At 69.6% G+C, this 18054-nt stretch carries 13 protein-coding genes and 2 pseudogenes; 12 read left to right on the forward strand and 3 right to left on the reverse strand.

Features of this window, described 5'->3' with window-relative positions; genetic code table 11:
- Positions 1-18: 18 nt before the first annotated feature.
- Positions 19-252, reverse strand: coding sequence for an Lrp/AsnC ligand binding domain-containing protein (locus L6E10_RS38745; RefSeq protein ID WP_053736927.1), 234 nt, complete (start codon positions 250-252; stop codon positions 19-21).
- Positions 253-349: 97 nt separating this feature from the next.
- On the opposite strand from L6E10_RS38745, the gene L6E10_RS38750 reads away from it, so the two are divergent.
- The 7 genes from L6E10_RS38750 to L6E10_RS38780 all read left to right on the forward strand — a co-directional run bounded on the left by L6E10_RS38750 (position 350) and on the right by L6E10_RS38780 (position 6290).
- The gene (locus L6E10_RS38750) at positions 350-1318 is read left to right on the forward strand and encodes a thiamine-phosphate kinase (RefSeq protein ID WP_236225150.1); all 969 of its coding nucleotides are present in this window, start codon (positions 350-352) and stop codon (positions 1316-1318) included.
- Between the two features lie 10 nt (positions 1319-1328).
- On the forward strand, positions 1329-1784 hold the full coding sequence (locus L6E10_RS38755; protein ID WP_236225151.1) for a GNAT family N-acetyltransferase: 456 nt from the start codon (positions 1329-1331) through the stop codon (positions 1782-1784).
- A gap of 10 nt (positions 1785-1794) precedes the next feature.
- Positions 1795-2316 (forward strand): gamma carbonic anhydrase family protein, encoded by a 522-nt coding sequence (locus L6E10_RS38760; RefSeq protein WP_236225152.1) that lies wholly within the window; start codon positions 1795-1797, stop codon positions 2314-2316.
- Positions 2317-2336: 20 nt separating this feature from the next.
- Positions 2337-3011 carry a uracil-DNA glycosylase gene (locus L6E10_RS38765; protein ID WP_236225153.1) on the forward strand — a complete coding sequence of 225 codons (675 nt, stop codon included), beginning with the start codon at positions 2337-2339 and terminating at the stop codon, positions 3009-3011.
- A 135-nt stretch (positions 3012-3146) separates the two neighbouring features.
- Entirely contained in the window at positions 3147-3506 is a 360-nt protein-coding gene (locus L6E10_RS38770; RefSeq protein ID WP_236225154.1) for a hypothetical protein, read from the forward strand.
- On the forward strand, positions 3503-5047 hold the full coding sequence (locus L6E10_RS38775; protein ID WP_236225155.1) for a caspase domain-containing protein: 1545 nt from the start codon (positions 3503-3505) through the stop codon (positions 5045-5047). Before L6E10_RS38770 ends, L6E10_RS38775 begins: the two co-directional genes overlap by 4 nt.
- Positions 5048-5087: 40 nt before the next feature.
- Positions 5088-6290: an MFS transporter gene (locus L6E10_RS38780; protein ID WP_236225156.1), complete on the forward strand. Its 1203-nt coding sequence runs from the start codon at positions 5088-5090 to the stop codon at positions 6288-6290.
- 13 nt (positions 6291-6303) lie between these two features.
- Here L6E10_RS38780 and rpmB read toward each other — a convergent pair whose 3' ends face one another.
- On the reverse strand, positions 6304-6495 hold the full coding sequence (rpmB, locus tag L6E10_RS38785) for a 50S ribosomal protein L28 (protein ID WP_030467945.1): 192 nt from the start codon (positions 6493-6495) through the stop codon (positions 6304-6306).
- Positions 6496-6643: 148 nt separating this feature from the next.
- Between rpmB and L6E10_RS38790 the strand changes: the two genes are divergently transcribed.
- From L6E10_RS38790 to L6E10_RS38800, 3 genes and pseudogenes are all read left to right on the forward strand, one after another.
- Positions 6644-8254, forward strand: coding sequence for a DAK2 domain-containing protein (locus L6E10_RS38790; protein WP_236225157.1), 1611 nt, complete (start codon positions 6644-6646; stop codon positions 8252-8254).
- A gap of 14 nt (positions 8255-8268) precedes the next feature.
- Positions 8269-8766 (forward strand): annotated as a pseudogene (locus L6E10_RS38795) (OB-fold nucleic acid binding domain-containing protein); the annotation flags it as partial.
- 1020 nt (positions 8767-9786) lie between these two features.
- Positions 9787-11451, forward strand: a pseudogene (locus L6E10_RS38800) (helicase-related protein); the annotation flags it as partial.
- Positions 11452-11689: 238 nt separating this feature from the next.
- Here L6E10_RS38800 and L6E10_RS38805 read toward each other — a convergent pair.
- Positions 11690-13069 carry a hypothetical protein gene (locus L6E10_RS38805; RefSeq protein WP_236225158.1) on the reverse strand — a complete coding sequence of 460 codons (1380 nt, stop codon included), beginning with the start codon at positions 13067-13069 and terminating at the stop codon, positions 11690-11692.
- Positions 13070-13388: 319 nt separating this feature from the next.
- Between L6E10_RS38805 and L6E10_RS38810 the strand changes: the two genes are divergently transcribed.
- Positions 13389-16766, forward strand: a complete 3378-nt coding sequence (locus L6E10_RS38810) for a pyruvate carboxylase (protein WP_236225159.1) — start codon at positions 13389-13391, stop codon at positions 16764-16766.
- Positions 16767-16891: 125 nt separating this feature from the next.
- Positions 16892-17965, forward strand: a complete 1074-nt coding sequence (locus tag L6E10_RS38815; RefSeq protein ID WP_236225160.1) for an MBL fold metallo-hydrolase — start codon at positions 16892-16894, stop codon at positions 17963-17965.
- Positions 17966-18054: the final 89 nt, after the last annotated feature.

Below are 18054 nucleotides of genomic sequence, written 5' to 3' on the forward strand. Positions count from 1 at the left end.
CGGCTATGACAGCACGAGCTAGAGATGGACCACCGGGCAGGTCAGGGTGCGGGTGATGCCCTCGACGTTCTGGATGCGCGCGACCACGAGCTGGCCGAGCTGGTCGACGGTGTCCGCCTCGGCGCGCACGATGACGTCGTACGGACCGGTGACGTCCTCGGCGGTGGCTACCCCGGTGATCCCGGAAATCTCGGAGGCGACTGCGGCGGCCTTGCCGACCTCGGTCTGGATGAGGATGTATGCATGCACCACGGCGTGCCCCTTCGTCGCGACAGGTTGGGTCGGGGTAGGAACGTGTCACGCAACGTACCCCAGTTGGGGTTCCGAATGCTCAGATTGGGAGGCAACTTTGCGTCCGGAGCCGCCGCGCGACGCGGAGACGGTCGCCGACGTGGGTGAGTTCCACCTCATCCACAGGGTGACGACCGGTCGCGCGCAGCCGGAGACGACCATCCTCGGGCCGGGCGACGACGCGGCCGTCGTCGCCGTCCCGGACGGACGGGTCGTCGCCTCCAAGGACCTGCTCGTCGAGGGTGTCCACTTCAGACTCGACTGGTCCACACCCGAGCAGGTGGGCCGAAAAGCGGCCGCGGTGAACCTCGCCGACGTCGTCGCGATGGGCGCCCTGCCCTCGGCCCTGCTGGTCGGTTTCGCGTGTCCCGCGGACACCCCGGCGTCGGTCGTCGAGGGGATCATGGCGGGCCTGTGGGAGGAAGCGGCGAAGGCCGGCGCGGGCATCGTGGGCGGCGACATGGTCAGCTCCGCCACGCTGGTGATCTCCATCACCGCCATGGGTGACATGAACGGGCTCGAGCCGGTCACGCGGTCCGGAGCGCTCGTCGGGGACGTCGTCGCGGTCACCGGGAGACTCGGCTGGGCGGCCGCCGGACTCGCCGTGCTCGGCCGCGGGTTCCGCTCGCCGGTCGGCATCGTCAACGCCCAGCGCAGCCCGGAGCCGCCGTACGAGGAGGGCCCCAAGGCCGCGGAGGCGGGAGCCACGTCGATGATCGACATCTCGGACGGGCTGCTGCAGGACCTCGGCCACATCGCGGACTCCTCCGGCGTGGCGATCGACGTCCGCACCGACCTGCTGCCGCTGCACCCGCGCCTGCTCGACGTCGCCTCGGCGCTCGGTGGTGACGCACGGCACTGGGCGCTGACCGGAGGCGAAGATCACGCCCTCGCGGCGACGTTCCCCGGTCCCAAGTCGGTTCCGGCCGGGTGGACGACGATCGGCACCGTCCGCGCGGGCGAAGGGGTCACGGTCGACGGCAGGGTTTACGAAAAACCTCCCGGCTGGGAGCACTGGCGGGCGTAAACTGGTCGATGTGGAACTATGCACGCGCGCGTATGATCATCCAGATTCGGTCAAGCTGATCGCCGACCTCCAGCAGGTCTTCGTCGAGCGCTACGGCGACGAGGACGCCACCCCCGTGGACCCGGCGCAGTTCGCCGCGCCGCTCGGCTACTTCGTGGTCGGCTACCTCGACGGCACGCCCGTCGCGTGCGGCGGCTGGCGCGTGCACCAGGAGCTCGAGGGCGCCGCCGAGATCAAGCGCATGTACGTCGCCGACGCGCTGCGCGGCCGCGGCCTCTCCCGGCTCGTCCTCACCGACCTGGAGGACACCGCGCGCGCGGCAGGCCACCGGCGGATGGTGCTGGAGACCGGTCTGCGCCAGCCCGAGGCGATCGGCCTGTACCTCGCCACCGGCTACGAGCGCATCGAGAACTTCGGCGTCTACCGCGACCACCCGGAGAGCCGCTGCTACGGGAAGTCGTTGTAGGTTCAAGCTCATGGCCATCTACGCGTTGGGGGACTACACGCCGCAGATCCACCCGGACGCGTACGTCCACCCGGACGCGACGGTGATCGGCGACGTGCGCATCGGTGCTTTCTCGTCGGTGTGGCCGCAGGCCGTGCTGCGCGGTGACTACGGGCGCATCGTCGTGGACGAGCGCACGTCGATCCAGGACGGCACCGTCATCCACTGCACCGAGGTCCACCCGGTGCACATCGGGTCGTCGTGCGTCATCGGCCACAACGTCCACATCGAGGGCGCGACCATCTCCGACGACTGCCTGATCGCGTCCGGTTCGGTGGTGCTCAACGGTTCCATCGTGGAAAAGGGCGCGATCGTCGGCGCCGGCGCGGTGGTGTCGTTCGACGGCCACGTCCGCGAACGCACGATGGTGCTGGGGGTTCCGGCCCGCGAACGCGCCGGACACGTTGTGCCGGAACGGGCCTGGGAGTTCATCGTGGAGAAGTACGTCCAGAACATCGCCTTGTACCGGGAGAAGCTCCGTCGGCTCGATTGAGTGAGATAGGGTTCACAGCCGTGGCTCGTCCCCTCAACGAAGTTGTCGAAGCCGGCTGGGCTGAAGCTCTCGCCCCCGTCGCTGACCAGATCGCCGCCATGGGTGAGTTCCTGCGCGCGGAGGTCGCCGCCGGCCGCACCTACCTGCCGGCGGGCGAGAACGTGCTGCGCGCGTTCCAGCAACCGTTCCACCAGGTGAAGGTGCTGATCGTCGGCCAGGACCCGTACCCGACGTCCGGCCACGCGGTCGGCCTGTCGTTCTCGGTCGCGCCGGACGTCCGTCCCATCCCGAAGTCGCTCATCAACATCTACAAGGAGTACGCCGAGGACCTCGGGTACCCGATCCCGTCCAACGGCGACCTCACGCCGTGGTCCGAGCGCGGTGTGCTGCTGCTCAACAGGGCGCTGACCGTGCAGCCCGGCAAGGCGAACTCCCACCAGGGCAAGGGCTGGGAGGCCGTGACCGAGCAGGCCATCAAGGCGCTCGCGGCCCGCGGGGCGCCCCTGGTCTCGATCCTGTGGGGCCGCAACGCGCGGAACCTGCGCCCGTTGCTGGAACCGTTGCCCGCCATCGAATCCGCGCACCCGTCACCGCTGTCCGCGCACTCCGGGTTCTTCGGGTCGAAGCCGTTCAGCCGTGCCAACGAGCTGCTGGAGGAGCAGGGCGCCGAGCCGATCGACTGGAAGCTCCCGTAATTCGATGCCTGAGCGCTTCAGGGCGCTCAGGCACCCAATCGGGTGACTATCGGTAGAGTCGATCGTCAACGTCGTCACGCTGCGTTAATGTTTGGGGCTAATCGAACTTTGTTCATTGGCCCAGAGGACTTGCTGGTGGCGACCATTTCCGTACACGTCGATCCGCATGGGTCGGACGACGATGCGAGAGCACTCACGCGTTGGCTTCGTGAGGAAGACGATCTACGTGGTTCTGTGAGCCTGCGCGCAGCTCCGATCGCCGAGGGGGAGATGGGCGGAGCGATCGAGACGATCGTCGTCTTGATCACCAGTGGTACCGCGGGGGCATTCGTCAGCTCGCTGTTCGAATGGATCAACAGACGGCGGGACGGCCGCAAAGTCTCGATCAAAATCCAGGACGCCGCAGGCCGTTCGGTCGAGCTCACCTGTGGCAGTCCGGAAGACGCCCAGCGCGTTCTTGACCAGCTACGTGCGATTACCGGCGACGGCAAGTGACTTCCGCGCCTGCCTCGGCTCTTTCTCGTGCCGTTCTCATTGGGACGAGCGACTACGAACGCCATGACCGGCTGCCGAACCTGCCTGCCGTGTCGAACAACCTTGTAGACCTTCGCCAGGCGCTGACACGCCCGGATACCGGTGTGCTCACGTACGACGCCTGTGTAGTGGTCGACAGTCCGGATTCTGCGATGAGCTTCATGAGTCGGCTGAGCAGGGAAGCTTCAAAAGCAGAAGATCTGTTGCTGGTGTACTACGCCGGGCACGGTCTGCGTCACGAGACACGGGATCTGTTGTACCTGGGAGTCCGCGGCACCGATCCGGACAACCTTGCGGCGAGTGCTGTGTCCTACGAGGACGTGCGGGAAGTCGTGGAGCGCAGTCCTGCCCGTGTCAAGCTCGTAGTCCTGGACTGCTGCTACTCCGGCCTGGCGATCGGGGTAATGTCCGGCGATGCGGTCGACACCCGTGAGATCCGCATCTCGGGTACATCGGTGATCACCTCCGTGCCGCGGAACAATCGAGCGCTGTCGCCTCCTGGTGAGCGCCACACGGTGTTCACCGGCGAGTTGATCCACCTGCTGGAGAACGGGCATCAGTTGCCTGGTCAGCCGCTGACCGTACGAACGCTCTATGGCGCCTTGTATGGTGCGATGAGTCGTCGTGAGATGCCCAAGCCCAAGCTGGCGTCGTTCGACAGCGGAGCTGACCTGTTGCTCAGGCGAGAGCTGCCGGTTCCTCCGCCACCATCACCTCCACTTGCCCCACCGTCAACTGCCGCGCCACAGCGCGATCAGCTACTGCCGGAGTCGATGCCTTCTGTCGTGACGTCACCATCACCGAGTCCGGTGGCGTTGACTTCAGTTGTGCCGCCAGTGGAAGTGAGTGCGCGGTTGTTCAAGCTTCCAAGCCTGGAAACCAACGCTCGACCTGTGCCGCCGGAGGTGCCGATCTACAGCAGGAGTAGTCGGCCAACGTCGTTCGGACAGCCGAACTATCTCACTCATCTCGTTTCCGTTTCGGCCTTGCAGTGGCTTGGGTTCTTCTTCCTCGTGGACATGGGCATGATCGGGCTGTTCGACGTGTTCCTCGAGGAGGCGCGGCGAACCGGCGGAGCTGTTGTCGCTTCGATCTTTTTGCCCTTGGCCGCGGTCTACGGCTTCTTCGTCCATCGCCACCGGCGTCATCACGCTCGAAGGGCCAAGCCTGCCCAAGTTCTGCATCTAGGAGCGGTAAGAGCGGTTCGAGCGATCAGGTTGACGAAAGCGGTGCTCGTCGTCATCGCCGGACTGGTCGTTCTGATGTTCACGGTGGCCTCGATAGCGATTCTGCTCGATCCCTCAGCCAGTTCGACGAAGCCCGGCTCGGTCGTGGTGCCGCAGTCGATCAGCGTGTCGCTCACCATCATGATGATTCAGATATTGGTTGGCATCGTGTTGACGTTCCACGACAACCGGCGTCAGCTCGCGGCGCTGTTGCCTGAAGAGGCTTCTCCCTACGAGGAGTGCGGCACCGCCGCAGAGGACTCGCCGCCTTCATGAGTTTCACCTCGGCGCGGCGTGCATCGTTAACGTCACGGGAGTGCGGAGAAACCCCGATCTGACGCTGACGGCCGCCGGTGCGGCCGTCAGCGAGTTCGGCAACGCGTTGTCGTTGCTCGTCCTGCTCTTCTGGGCGACGCCGATCAGCTCGGTGCTCGTCGCCGCGATCCTGATCGCCGAGCTGCTGCCGCTCGTGCTCGGCGCACCCCTCGCCGGTGCCCTCGTCGACCGGCTTCCCAACCGCCGCCTGCTGATCGTCGCCCTGCTGTGCCAGGGCGTCGCGATCGCGGCCATCGCGCCGCTGATGGGGCGCCCCGTCTTCGTCGTGGCGCTGGTGCTCCTCTCCGGCTGCGGCCGTGCGGTCGCGCAGCCCTGCGTCTCCGCTCTCGTGCCGCACATCGCCGGCGAGGAAGAAGCGACGCGCGGCTACGCGTGGCTCGGCACCGGACGCAGCCTCGGCAGCATGGCCGGGGTCACCGGTGGTGCGCTGCTCGCCGGGTTCTTCGGCCACCCCGCCGCGTTGCTCGTCGACGGCGGCACGTTCGTCGCCTACGCGGCGCTGCTGGCGTTCGTGCGCACGGAACGCCGGCCTTCCGGCACGCACGAGGCTCGACCCAGCGCGCTCACGGGCATCCGGCACGTGCGGCGGGACCCCGTGCTGTTCGCGTCGGTCGTCGGACTGGCCTTCTGCGTCGGCGCGGTCGTGGTCGTCAACGTGGCCGATCCCGCGTTCGTCCGGTACGTGCTGCACGGCGACGAGTTCGTGCTCGGCGCGATGCAGGCGTGCTGGATGACCGGGATCCTGGTCGGCAACAGGCTCGCCGCACGGCTGGAGACGATCTCCGGGGTGGTGCACGCGATCGCCGTCGCCGCCGTCACCACGGGCATCGGCGTGCTGATCCCCGCGGCCTTCCCGTTCGTCGTCGCGGCGGGAACGGGCTGGGTGGTCGGCGGCGTGTCGAACGGTGTCCACAACGTGGCCCTGAACGCCGTCGTGCGGATGCGCACGCCCGAGGAGGTGCGCGGGCGGGCGTTCGCCGCCGTCGGGTCGGTGGTGATCGGGGCGAACCTGCTCGGCACGGCTGCCGCGGGCGGGTTGCTGCTGGTCGTGGAGCCCCGGACGGTGTTCGCGCTCGGCGGCACCGGGGCGTTGCTCAGCGGCGTCGCCTGCCTGGTGTTCGTGCGCCGGGCCCTGGAACGCGAAAAGAGCCCGGCCGAAGCCGGGCTCTCTCCGAACTGGTGATCTGTGGCGGTGATCAGCCGCGCACGACCTTGCCGGCCTTCAGGCAGGACGTGCACACGTTGATCCGCTGGCGCTGCGAGGCCGAGACCTTCGCGCGCACAGACTGGATGTTCGGGTTCCAGCGGCGGTTCGTCTTCCGCTGGGAGTGCGAAACCGAATGGCCGAAGCCCGGCCCCTTGCCACAGACGTCGCACACGGCAGCCACGTCAGCCACTCCTTCAGGTTCCTCAAGCGGTAAGTCATGCGTCCCGGTGGGCGCGCAAGCGTGCACAAGCCTCAACCGGGCACGGCAACTCGATGAGGGTAGCCGGTGGCCTCACCTGCGACCAAACCGGGTGGATACTCTCGCCGCCATGCAGGTCATGGATGCGGTCGCGGTGCGCAAATGGGCAGACGCCTGCGTGCGGTCGTTGGACGCCCACCGGGAGGCGATCGACCAGATCAACGTCTTCCCCGTCCCGGACGGTGACACGGGCACGAACCTGCTGCACACGATGCAGTCGGCACTCGACGCGCTGCTGCGCTCACCCATGTCGACGGTGGGGGACGCGCTGTCCGCCCTCGCCCGCGGCGCGCTGGCCGGGGCGCGCGGGAACTCGGGCGTGATCCTGTCGCAGGTGCTCAGGGGCCTCGCGGAGACCGTGCAGGAGGTCTCCCTGGTCACGGGGTCCGCCCTGCGCAAGGGCCTGCACAGGGCCGACGAGCTGGCCACCGCCGCCGTCTCGAAGCCCGTCCCCGGCACGGTGCTGTCCGTGCTGCACGCCGCCTCCGAGGCCGCCCGTGACTGCTCCTCCGACGAGCTCGACGACGTGGTGATGGCGGCGTCGCGCGCGAGTGCCGTCGCACTGGCCGATACGCCCCGTCAGCTCGCCGTGCTGGCCAAGGCGGGGGTGGTCGACGCGGGCGGCCGGGGCCTCGTTGTGTTGTTGGACACACTGGCCGCGGTGGTCACCGGCCGGAGCGTGGAAACGCCGGTGGACGCACCCCTGCTGCCCCGCACGCCCGAGTCGTTGACGACCGCGCGCGAGGCCGGGTCGGCGGAGTTCGAGTACGAGGTCATGTACCTGGTCGACGAGACCTCGCAGGAGCGAGTGGCCGAGCTGCGCGCCACCTTGAACGAGCTGGGCGACTGCGTGTCGGTCGTGGGGGACGGCGCTTCGCTGTGGACCGTCCACGTGCACTGCAACGACATCGGCGCCGCCATCGAGGCGGGTGTGCGCGCCGGGCGCCCGCACCGCATCACGGTGGCGCGGTTCGCGGACCAGATCGCGGCGCAGGCCTCCCGGTTCGTCCGCGACCGGGCGATCGTGGTCGTCGTGAGCGGTGCGGTGGACCTGTTCCGCGCTGAGGGCGCCACGGTGTTCGACCTCTCCACGACTTCGGCGACGCCCACGGACCTGTTGTCGGCAATAGTGTCGACGCGCGCGCGTCACGTCGCAGTGCTGCCCGGTGACCCGGACATCCGTGAGGAGCTGGACGAAGCCGTGGCGTACGCACAAGCCGCGGGGCAGGACGTGGTGGTGGTGCCGACGCTCTCGCCCGTGCAGGCCCTCGCGGCGTTGGCGGTCCACGACTCTTCTCGCCGTGCCGGTGACGACGTCGTCGCGATGGCCGAGGCCGCTGCCGCCACCCGCCGCGGTGAGCTCTCGGTCGCCGCCGACGAGGCCCTGACTTGGGTCGGCCGCTGCCAGCCCGGCGACCTGCTGGGCATGCTGGACGGCGAGGTCGTGCTGATCGAGCCCGGTCCCGCGGCACCGGCCTCGGTGGCGGACCTGGCCTGCCGGCTGGTCGACCGCATGCTGGCGGGCGGGGGTGAGCTGGTGACGCTGCTCCTGGGGGCCGAGGCCCCCGACGGCCTCGTCGACGTGCTGGAGGACCACCTGCGGGTCACCCATCCGGAGGTCGAGGTGACGGCGTATCCGGGCGGCCAGCCCGACGCGCTCATTTTTGTCGGTGTCGAGTAGTTGAATGGGACGCGATGATCTCCTTCGACGACAAGCTGCAGCCGTTGCTCGGCAAGAAGACCGCCGACGCACTGGAGACCGGCCTCGGCCTCACGACGGTCGGTGACCTGCTGCGCCACTACCCGCGCCGCTACGACGAGCGCGGGAAGCTGACGGACATCCGCTCGCTGGAGATCGACGAGCACGTGACGGTGCAGGCCGAGGTGCGCAAGTGCCAGAAGCGCCAGATGAAGGCGCGCCGCGGCCAGATGACCGAGGCCGTGATCACCGACGGCACCTCCGAGCTGCACCTGGTGTTCTTCGGCAAGCCGGCGTTCGTGGCCGAGCAGCAGCTGCTGCCGGGCACGCGCGCGCTGTTCGCGGGCAAGGTGGGCCGCTACCGCCAGAACCTGCAGCTCGTGCACCCGGCGTTCGAGGTCCTCACCGCGGAGCAGGACGGGTCGTCGTTCCTGCAGGCGTTCCTGCCGGTCTACCCGGCGTCGCAGCACATCAACACGTGGAACATCGCGAACTGCGTCAAGCAGCTGCTGGAGATCTGGGACGGACCGGGCGAGGACCCGCTGCCCGCCGACTTCCGCGCCGAGCAGGGCCTGATCGGCCTGGAGGAAGCGCTGCGGGCGATCCACCGCCCCGACAGCTGGGCGCAGATCGCCGTGGCGCAGCAACGCCTGAAGTGGGACGAGGCGCTGGCCGTGCAGCTGGCCCTGGCCCAGCGCCGCAAGGCCTCCACCGCCCGCCCCGCCCCGTCGTGCGCGCGCCGGTCCGGCGGCATCCTGGACGCGTTCGACGCGCGGCTGCCGTTCACGCTCACGGCCGGGCAGGTGGAGGTGGGGGAGCAGATCTCCGCCGACCTCGAGTCCGTGGTGCCGATGAACCGCCTGCTGCAGGGCGAGGTGGGCTCGGGCAAGGCACAACCGCTCGACTCGCTGGTGCTGACGCCGACCGGCTTCAAGCGGATGGGGGACGTTCGGGTCGGCGACGAGGTGATCGCGCCGACCGGCGAGGTCACCGTGGTGACAGGGGTCTTTCCCCAAGGAGAACGGGATGTCTACCGGGTCGTGCTGTCCGACGGGCGCAGTGTGGAGTCCGATCTGGAGCACCTGTGGGCGGTGAACACGACCGTGCGCAGGGATCGGGGAAACCCCCTGAAGGTGCTGACGTTGCGGGAGATCCGCGGCGACCTCGTGACCGCGAACGGCGCGTCCAAGTGGCACCTGCCCGTGGTGGAGGCACCTGAGCTGGAGTGCCTGGAGGAGCGTCCGCTGGATCCGTACCTGCTGGGGTTGCTGGTCGGAGACGGCTCTCTGCTGAACGGTCGGGTGATGTTCACCAGCGCGGACCCGGAACTGCTCGTGAAGTTGACGGCGGCTCTCCCGCACGGGGCTCACCTCGCCAAGACGCCATCGGCGAACAAGTACGACTGGTTCGTCCTGGGGTGCCGTAGAGGTACGAATCCCGTGCTCCAAGCCCTCCGCGACCTGGGCCTCTACGGACATCGTGCCCACGAGAAGTTCCTCCCGGAGCGCTATCTGGTCGCTCCGGTCAAAGTTCGCCACGCGCTCCTGCAGGGTCTCCTCGACACCGACGGCACCATCGACAAGAAGCGCGGATCCAACGTCACGTTCCTGTCCGCTTCTCCGCGGCTCGCCGACCAGGTCGCCTGGCTGGCCGAATCTCTCGGCGGTACTGGCCGAGTGCGGCCGGTCGAGAAGGAGGGCAAGACCTACCACCTGGTCAGCCTCCGGCTGCCGAACGAGTTCCCGCCGTTCCGCCTCGGCAGGAAGGCGGAACTCGTGAAGGAGCGGACGAAGTACGCGAAGCCGGTGCGAGCGATTCGAGCTGTTGAGCTCGTCGGGCGCAAGCCGGTGCAGTGCATCTCCGTGGCGCATCCGGACCAGCTCTACGTCACCGATCACTTCGTGGTCACCCACAACACGATGGTCGCGTTGCGGGCGATGTTGCAGGCCGTCGACGCGGGCCGTCAGGCGGCGATGCTCGCGCCCACGGAAGTCCTCGCGGCACAACACGCCCGCTCGTTGTCGGAGATGCTCGGCGACCTGGCCCAGGCCGGTCAGCTCGGCGGCGCGGAGAACGCGACGCGCGTGACGCTGCTGACGGGTTCGATGAACACGGCCCAGCGGCGCCAGGCGTTGCTCGACATCGTGACCGGCGAGGCGGGCATCGTCGTCGGCACGCACGCGATCATCCAGGAGAAGGTGGAGTTCCACTCCCTGGGTCTGGTCGTCGTCGACGAACAGCACCGCTTCGGCGTGGAGCAGCGGGCGGCCCTGTCGGCACGCGGCGAGCGGGAGAACCCGCACGTGCTCGTGATGACGGCGACACCGATCCCGCGCACGGTGGCCATGACCGTCTACGGCGACCTCGAGGTCTCCGCCCTGCGCGAGCTGCCCGGCGGCCGCTCGCCGATCAAGACCTCGGTGGTGCCGGTCCGCGAGAAGCCCGCGTGGCTCGACCGGGCCTTCGCCCGCGTGCGCGAGGAGGTGGCGGCGGGCCACCAGGCGTACTTCGTGTGCCCGCGCATCGGCGACGAGGAGCCGGCGAAGTCCGACGACGAGGACAAGCGCCCGGCCCTGTCCGTGGTCGACGTGGCGACGATGCTCGCCCAGGGCCCGTTGCGCGGCCTGCGCATCGAGATCCTGCACGGCCGCATGCCCCCGGACGAGAAGGACGCCGTGATGCGCGCCTTCGCGGCCAACGAGGTGCACGTACTCGTGGCCACCACCGTCATCGAGGTGGGCGTGAACGTCCCGAACGCCACCGTCATGGCCATCATGGACGCCGACCGCTTCGGCGTCTCGCAGCTCCACCAGCTCCGCGGCCGCGTGGGCCGCGGCAGCGCGCCGGGCCTCTGCCTCCTGGTGACGGAGATGCCCGAGATGACGGCCACCATGGAACGCCTGCGCGCCGTCGAGTCCACCCTGGACGGCTTCGAACTGGCCCAGCTGGACCTGGAGCTGCGCCGGGAGGGCGACATCCTCGGCGCCGCCCAGTCGGGACGCCGCTCGGGCCTGAAGATGCTGTCGCTGCTGCGCGACGAGGACGTCATCGCCGACGCCCGCACGGCGGCCCAGCAGGTCGTGGACGCCGATCCGGACCTGGAGAAGCACCCCGGGCTGGCGGGCATGGTGGCGACGCTGCTGACGGAGGAGAGCGCGGGCTTCCTGGAGAAGGCCTAGCGGCCGGGAGGAGGCCGCGCTGGTCGTGCCGGTCGCGGGAGCGCTGGTGCCCGGGCAGCGCGCGCCGTGATCTGGGCCGTGCTGGGTGCCTGTCTGCCGTGATCTGGGCCGCGCTGGGTCCCTGGCCGCCGCGACCTGCGCCACCACTCCGGCCGTCCCGTCCCGTCCCCGTCGGCGGCTGACCACGCGAAGAACGGCGGCCGCTGTGATCAGCGTGCCACCGTTCCCAGGTCGGTCGTCAGTCCTTGCGGCGCGGCTTCGGCAGTTGCTCGGTCTTCTGCTCGCTCGCGGCCACGGCCTTGCCCGGCTCCTCCGGCGCACCCGGAGTCACTGCCTTGCCCGAGTCCCCGGCCTTGCTCGAGTCCCCGCTCTTGTCCACGGCCTTGTCCGAGGCCGGAGCGGACTCCGCCTCGTCGGCGTCGGCCGAACCGTCCTCCAGCGGCTTGAGCACCGACATCGCCGTCTCCACCGCGGCCTGCACGGCGTGGAACTGCGTGGCGAGGTTGTCGTGCGCCGCCCTCAGCGACGACTCCTTCTCGGCGGCTGCCGCGGCGCGCTGGTCCGCCTCGGCGACGGCAGCGGCGGACCGCTCCTCGGCGTCGCGCACGAGAGCAGACGTCTTGGCCTCGGCGTCGCGGACGAGGGCGGCGGCCTTCTCGTCGGCCTCGCGGACCGTGGTCTCGGCCTTGCGCGCGGCCTCCTCGACGGTGGCCGTGGCCGCGTCCTCCGCCTCGCGCAGGGTCGTCGTCGCCTTCTCCTCGGCCGCGGTGACCAGGGCGGTCGCCTGCGCGGTGGCGTCGGCGGTGGTCTTCTCGGCGCGGGCGAGCGACTCGGCCTCGAGCTCGGACAGGGCCTTCTCGGCCTCCGCCCGCTTGGCCGCGAGCTCGTCGGCGAGCGACTGCAGCGTCGCGGTCCGCTCGGCCTCGGCCTCGGTGGTGATCCGCTCGGCCTCGGCGCGCGCGTCGGCCAGCACCTTCTGGTGCTCGGCGGTCAGCTTCGCCTTGAGGCCGTCGTACTCCTTGTCCAGCTCGTCGTGGTACGCCTTGTACTTGGCGTCCAGCTCGACGCGGCGGGCGTCCAGGTCGGCCGACTTCTGCTCGAACTCGGCGGCGACGCGCTCGCCGTTCGCGCGCACCTCGGAAACCAGGGTCTCGTGCTCGGTGGCGAGCTTCGCGCGCATCGCCTCGAACTCGGCCTCCAGCTCGGAGCGGCGGCCGGCGACCTGCTGCTCGAGCTCGGCGTGGCGCTGCTGGTAGTTGACCTCGAGCTGCTTGCGGCGCGCCTCGGTCTCGGCGAGCAGGCGCTGGTGGGCCTCTCGCTGCTCCGCCGCCCACTTCTCGGCCTCACCGCGCGTCGCGGCGGCCTTGTCGAGGGCGTCCTTGCGGATGTCCGCGATCTCTTCCTCGGCCAGGCTCATCATCACGCGGACGCGCTCGGTGACGTTCGACGCGCTGACGGGGCTGTTGGCGAGGTTCTGGAGCTGGATCTTGGTCTTGTCCAGGTCCGAGCGCATCGAGTTCAGGAGTTTGGTGAGCTCCGCCACCTGCGCTGCGGCAGCGTCTCGGGAGCGGATCGAGTTCTTGAGGTCGAACTCCAAGCGGGTGACCCGTTCGTTCACCTGTCGCTGGTTGTAACCACGAAGGACAACATCGAAATGCGGTGTGCGGGCAGTAGGCTGCCCGGCTCCATCAGCCCCGGCCATATGGCTCACCCTACCGAGATGGTTCCCAAGATCGTCACTCGATCTGGTTAATCCCACTACCGGGTGGAGTCTGACCGGGTGGCGGGTGTCCACATCGCTCTCACCACGCGAGAATCCACGGGAGCAAGACCGATCAGGATGACACCCATCACGTGGGACAGTCCTCCCAACAGGCAAGAGTCGCACGGTAACGTGCCTCGACTGATGACCGCCGAGCAACACCGGGAGGGCACGGATGTTCCGCAAGGTTCTTGTCGCCAACCGCGGCGAGATCGCGATTCGCGCGTTCCGAGCCGCCTACGAACTGGGCGCGGGAACGGTTGCCGTCTTCCCCCACGAGGACCGCAACTCGCTGCACCGGTTGAAGGCGGACGAGTCCTACGAGATCGGTGAGCCGGGGCATCCCGTCCGCGCCTACCTGTCCGTGGAAGAGATCATCAAGGCCGCCCGCAAGGCCGGCGCCGACGCGATCTACCCGGGCTACGGCTTCCTGTCGGAGAACCCCGAGCTCGCGATGGCGTGCCGTGAGGCAGGTCTCACCTTCATCGGCCCCGTGGCCGAGGTGCTGGAGCTGACGGGCAACAAGGCGCGCGCCATCGCCGCCGCCCGCGAGGCCGGACTGCCGGTGCTGGAATCGAGCGCGCCGTCGTCGAACATCGACGAGCTGCTCGCGGCGTCGGAGTCCATGCGCTTCCCGGTCTTCGTGAAGGCCGTCGCCGGTGGCGGTGGCCGCGGCATGCGCAAGGTCGACGACCCGGCCGCGCTGCGCGAGGCGCTGGAGGCGGCGTCGCGCGAGGCCGAGTCGGCGTTCGGCGACCCGACGGTGTTCCTCGAGCAGGCCGTGGTCGAGCCGCGCCACATCGAGGTGCAGATCCTCGCCGACGGCCAGGGCAACGTGATCCACCTCTTCGAGCGCGACTGCTCCGTGCAGCGGCGCCACCAGAAGGTCATCGAGATCGCGCCCGCGCCGAACCTCGCCCCCGAGCTGCGCGACCGCATCTGCAACGACGCCGTGAAGTTCGCGAGGCACATCGGCTACCGCAACGCGGGCACCGTGGAGTTCCTGCTCGACCCCGACGGCAACTACGTCTTCATCGAGATGAACCCGCGCATCCAGGTCGAGCACACGGTCACGGAAGAGGTGACCGACGTCGACCTGGTGCAGTCGCAGATGCGCATCGCGTCCGGCGAGACGCTGGAGGACCTGGGCCTGTCCCAGGACACCGTCCAGCTGCGCGGCGCGGCGCTGCAGTGCCGCATCACCACCGAGGACCCGGCCAACGGCTTCCGCCCGGACACCGGCACGATCAGCGCCTACCGCTCGCCCGGTGGCTCCGGCATCCGCCTCGACGGCGGCACGGCCGGCGCGGGCATGGCCATCAGCCCGCACTTCGACTCGATGCTCGTGAAGCTCACGTGCCGCGGCCGCAACTTCGGTCTCGCCGTCGCCCGTGCGCGCCGTGCGATCGCCGAGTTCCGCATCCGCGGTGTGTCCACGAACATCCCGTTCATCCAGGCCGTGCTGGACGAGCCCGACTTCTACGAGGGCCGCGTCACCACGTCGTTCATCGAGAAGCGCCCGCACCTGCTGACGGCGCGCCACTCGGCCGACCGCGGCACGCGCCTGCTGACCTACCTCGCGGACGTCACGGTCAACCACCCGAACGGCACCCGCCCGACGGCGGTCGACCCCCGCGAGAAGCTGCCGGTCGCCGACCTCGGCGCCGAACCGCCGGCGGGTTCCAAGCAGAAGCTCGTGGAGCTCGGCCCCGAGGGCTTCGCGCGGTGGATGCGGGAGAGCAAGGCCGTCGGCGTCACCGACACGACGTTCCGCGACGCCCACCAGTCGCTGCTCGCGACCCGCGTGCGCACCAAGGACCTGCTCGCCGTCGCGCCGCACGTGTCGCGCCTGACGCCCGAGCTGCTGTCGCTGGAGTGCTGGGGCGGCGCGACCTACGACGTGGCGCTGCGGTTCCTCGCGGAGGACCCGTGGGAGCGGCTCGCGGCGCTGCGCGAGGCCGTGCCGAACATCAACCTGCAGATGCTGCTGCGCGGCCGCAACACGGTCGGCTACACGCCGTACCCGGAGGCCGTGACCAAGGCGTTCGTGCAGGAGGCGACGAACACCGGCATCGACATCTTCCGGATCTTCGACGCCCTGAACGACGTCGAGCAGATGCGCCCGGCGATCGAGGCCGTGCGCGAGACCGGGACGGCCGTCGCCGAGGTCGCGCTCTGCTACACGAGCGACCTGTCCGACCCGGACGAGCGTCTGTACACACTGGACTACTACCTCAAGCTGGCCGAGCAGATCGTCGGTGCCGGCGCGCACGTGCTGTGCGTCAAGGACATGGCGGGCCTGCTGCGGGCACCGGCGGCGTCGCGCCTGATCACCGCACTGCGCAAGGAGTTCGACCTCCCGGTCCACCTCCACACGCACGACACGGCGGGCGGCCAGCTCGCGACGTACCTCGCGGCGATCCAGGCGGGCGTGGACGCGATCGACGGCGCGACCGCGTCGATGGCGGGCACGACGTCGCAGCCGCCGCTGTCGTCGATCGTGGCGCTGACCGACCACACCGACCGCTCGACGGGCCTGAACCTCCAGAACGTCTGCGACCTGGAGCCCTACTGGGAGGCCGTGCGCAAGATCTACGCGCCGTTCGAGTCCGGCATCCCCGGCCCGACCGGCCGCGTCTACCACCACGAGATCCCCGGTGGTCAGCTCTCGAACCTGCGCACCCAGGCCGTCGCCCTCGGCCTCGGCGAGAAGTTCGAGGAGATCGAGTCGATGTACGCGGCCGCCGACCGCATGCTCGGCCACCTCGTGAAGGTGACGCCGTCGTCGAAGGTCGTCGGCGACCTCGCGCTGCACCTCGTCGGTGCCGGCGTCGAGCCGAAGGAGTTCGAGGAGAACCCCGGCAGGTTCGACATCCCGGCGTCGGTGATCGGCTTCCTGCACGGCGAGCTGGGCGACCCGCCCGGCGGCTGGCCGGAGCCGTTCCGCAGCAAGGCGCTCGAGGGCCGTCCCGCCCCGAAGCCGGTCGAGGAGCTCTCGCCCGAGGACGAGGCGGGCCTGGCCGACGACCGCAGGGCGACCCTGAACAGGCTGCTGTTCCCGGCGCCGACCAGGGAGTTCACCGCGCACCGCGAGGCCTACGGCGACACGTCGGTGCTGCGCTCGAAGGACTTCTTCTACGGCCTGCGCCCCGGCGAGGAGTACTCCGTCGACCTGGAGCCGGGCGTCCGGCTGCTGATCGGCCTGGAGGCGATCTCCGAGGCGGACGCGCGGGGCATCCGCACGGTCATGGCGACCCTGAACGGCCAGCTGCGCCCGATCCAGGTCCGCGACCGCTCCGTGGCGGCGGACATCCCGGCCGCCGAGAAGGCCGACCGCGGCAACCCGAACCACGTCGCGGCCCCGTTCGCCGGCGTGGTGACGGCCGCCGTGGCCGAGGGCGACCGCGTGGACGCCGGTCAGACCGTCGCGACGATCGAGGCCATGAAGATGGAGGCGGCGATCACCGCCCCGAAGGCGGGTGTCGTGCAGCGCCTGGCGTTGCGCGGAGCCCAGCAGGTCGAGGGCGGCGACCTCCTGATCATCCTGGGGTGAACCCTGCTCGTCGAAGGGCCCGGTCTCTGCCCGAGACCGGGCCCTTCGTGCTGCGGGAGGCCTGGAACTCCACGACGATGCCGTGCGTTGCACCGAGCACGGGGTCAGGGAGAGGGAATCGCATCATGAAGAAGGCGTTGGCCGGCCTGCTCGGCCTGGCAGGGGTGGCGTACGCGCTGAAGGACGTGCCGCGACAGCTCGGCGGCAAGCCGGACCCGGTCCGCATGTCGCGCTCACCGCGCTACCGCGACGGCAAGTTCCACAACGACGAGAAGGTCAGCTCGGTCCCGGACCGCGACGCCTTCTCGTTGCGCGACTTCATCTTCGGCGGCGCGGACCGCAAGCCCTCCGTCGCCGTGCCACTGGTCGGACCCGCCGCGCCGGTGACCGACGGCCTGCACATCACCTGGTACGGCCACGCTTCCGCGCTGATCGAGATCGACGGCGCCGCGGTGCTGGTCGATCCCGTGTGGAGCGACCGGGTGTCGCCCTCCGCTCACGTCGGGCCCCGCCGGCTGCACCCTGTTCCGCACCAGTTGTCGGACCTGCCCGCCATCAGCGCGGTCGTCGTTTCGCACGACCACTACGACCACCTCGACATGGACACGGTGCAGAAGCTCACGTCGACCACGTCCGCGGTGTTCGTGGTGCCGCTGGGGCTGGGGGCGCACCTCGCCCGGTGGGACGTGCCGGCTTCCCGCGTGGTCGAGCTGGACTGGGACGAGTCGCACACCGTGGACGGGTTCACGCTCACCTGCACTGCGGCACAACACTTCTCGGGCCGTTCGGTGCAGCGCGACGTGACGCTGTGGGCCTCGTGGGTGATCCGGCGCGGGGACCGGTCCGTGTTCTACAGCGGGGACACCGGGTACTTCGCCGGGTACAAGACGATCGGGGCGGCACACGGGCCGTTCGACGCCGTGCTGATGCAGGTCGGGGCTTACGGGGACGCTTGGCCCGACATCCACATGACGCCCGAGGACGGCGTCCGGGCGTTCGACGACCTGGGCGGTGGCTTGCTGATCCCCGTGCACTGGGCGACGTTCAACCTGGCGCTGCACCCCTGGGGGGAGCCGATCGACCGGGTGTGGCGGGAGGTCAAGGCACGGGGGATGAAGCTGGCGGTGCCCCGGCCCGGGGAGCGGGTCGACGTCGACTCCCCCGGGGAGGTCGACGGGTGGTGGCAGTCGCTCGCCTGATCTTGTGGGCACTCGCCGCCTGCTCTTGTGGGCCTTGGTCGCCTGATCTTGTCGGGGGTGGTGGGTAGGTTGTGTTGCGAGGGGTCCTG

Origin of the sequence: Lentzea sp. CC55 (genome assembly GCF_021056325.1) — a bacterium.
Classification (GTDB): domain Bacteria; phylum Actinomycetota; class Actinomycetes; order Mycobacteriales; family Pseudonocardiaceae; genus Lentzea; species Lentzea jiangxiensis.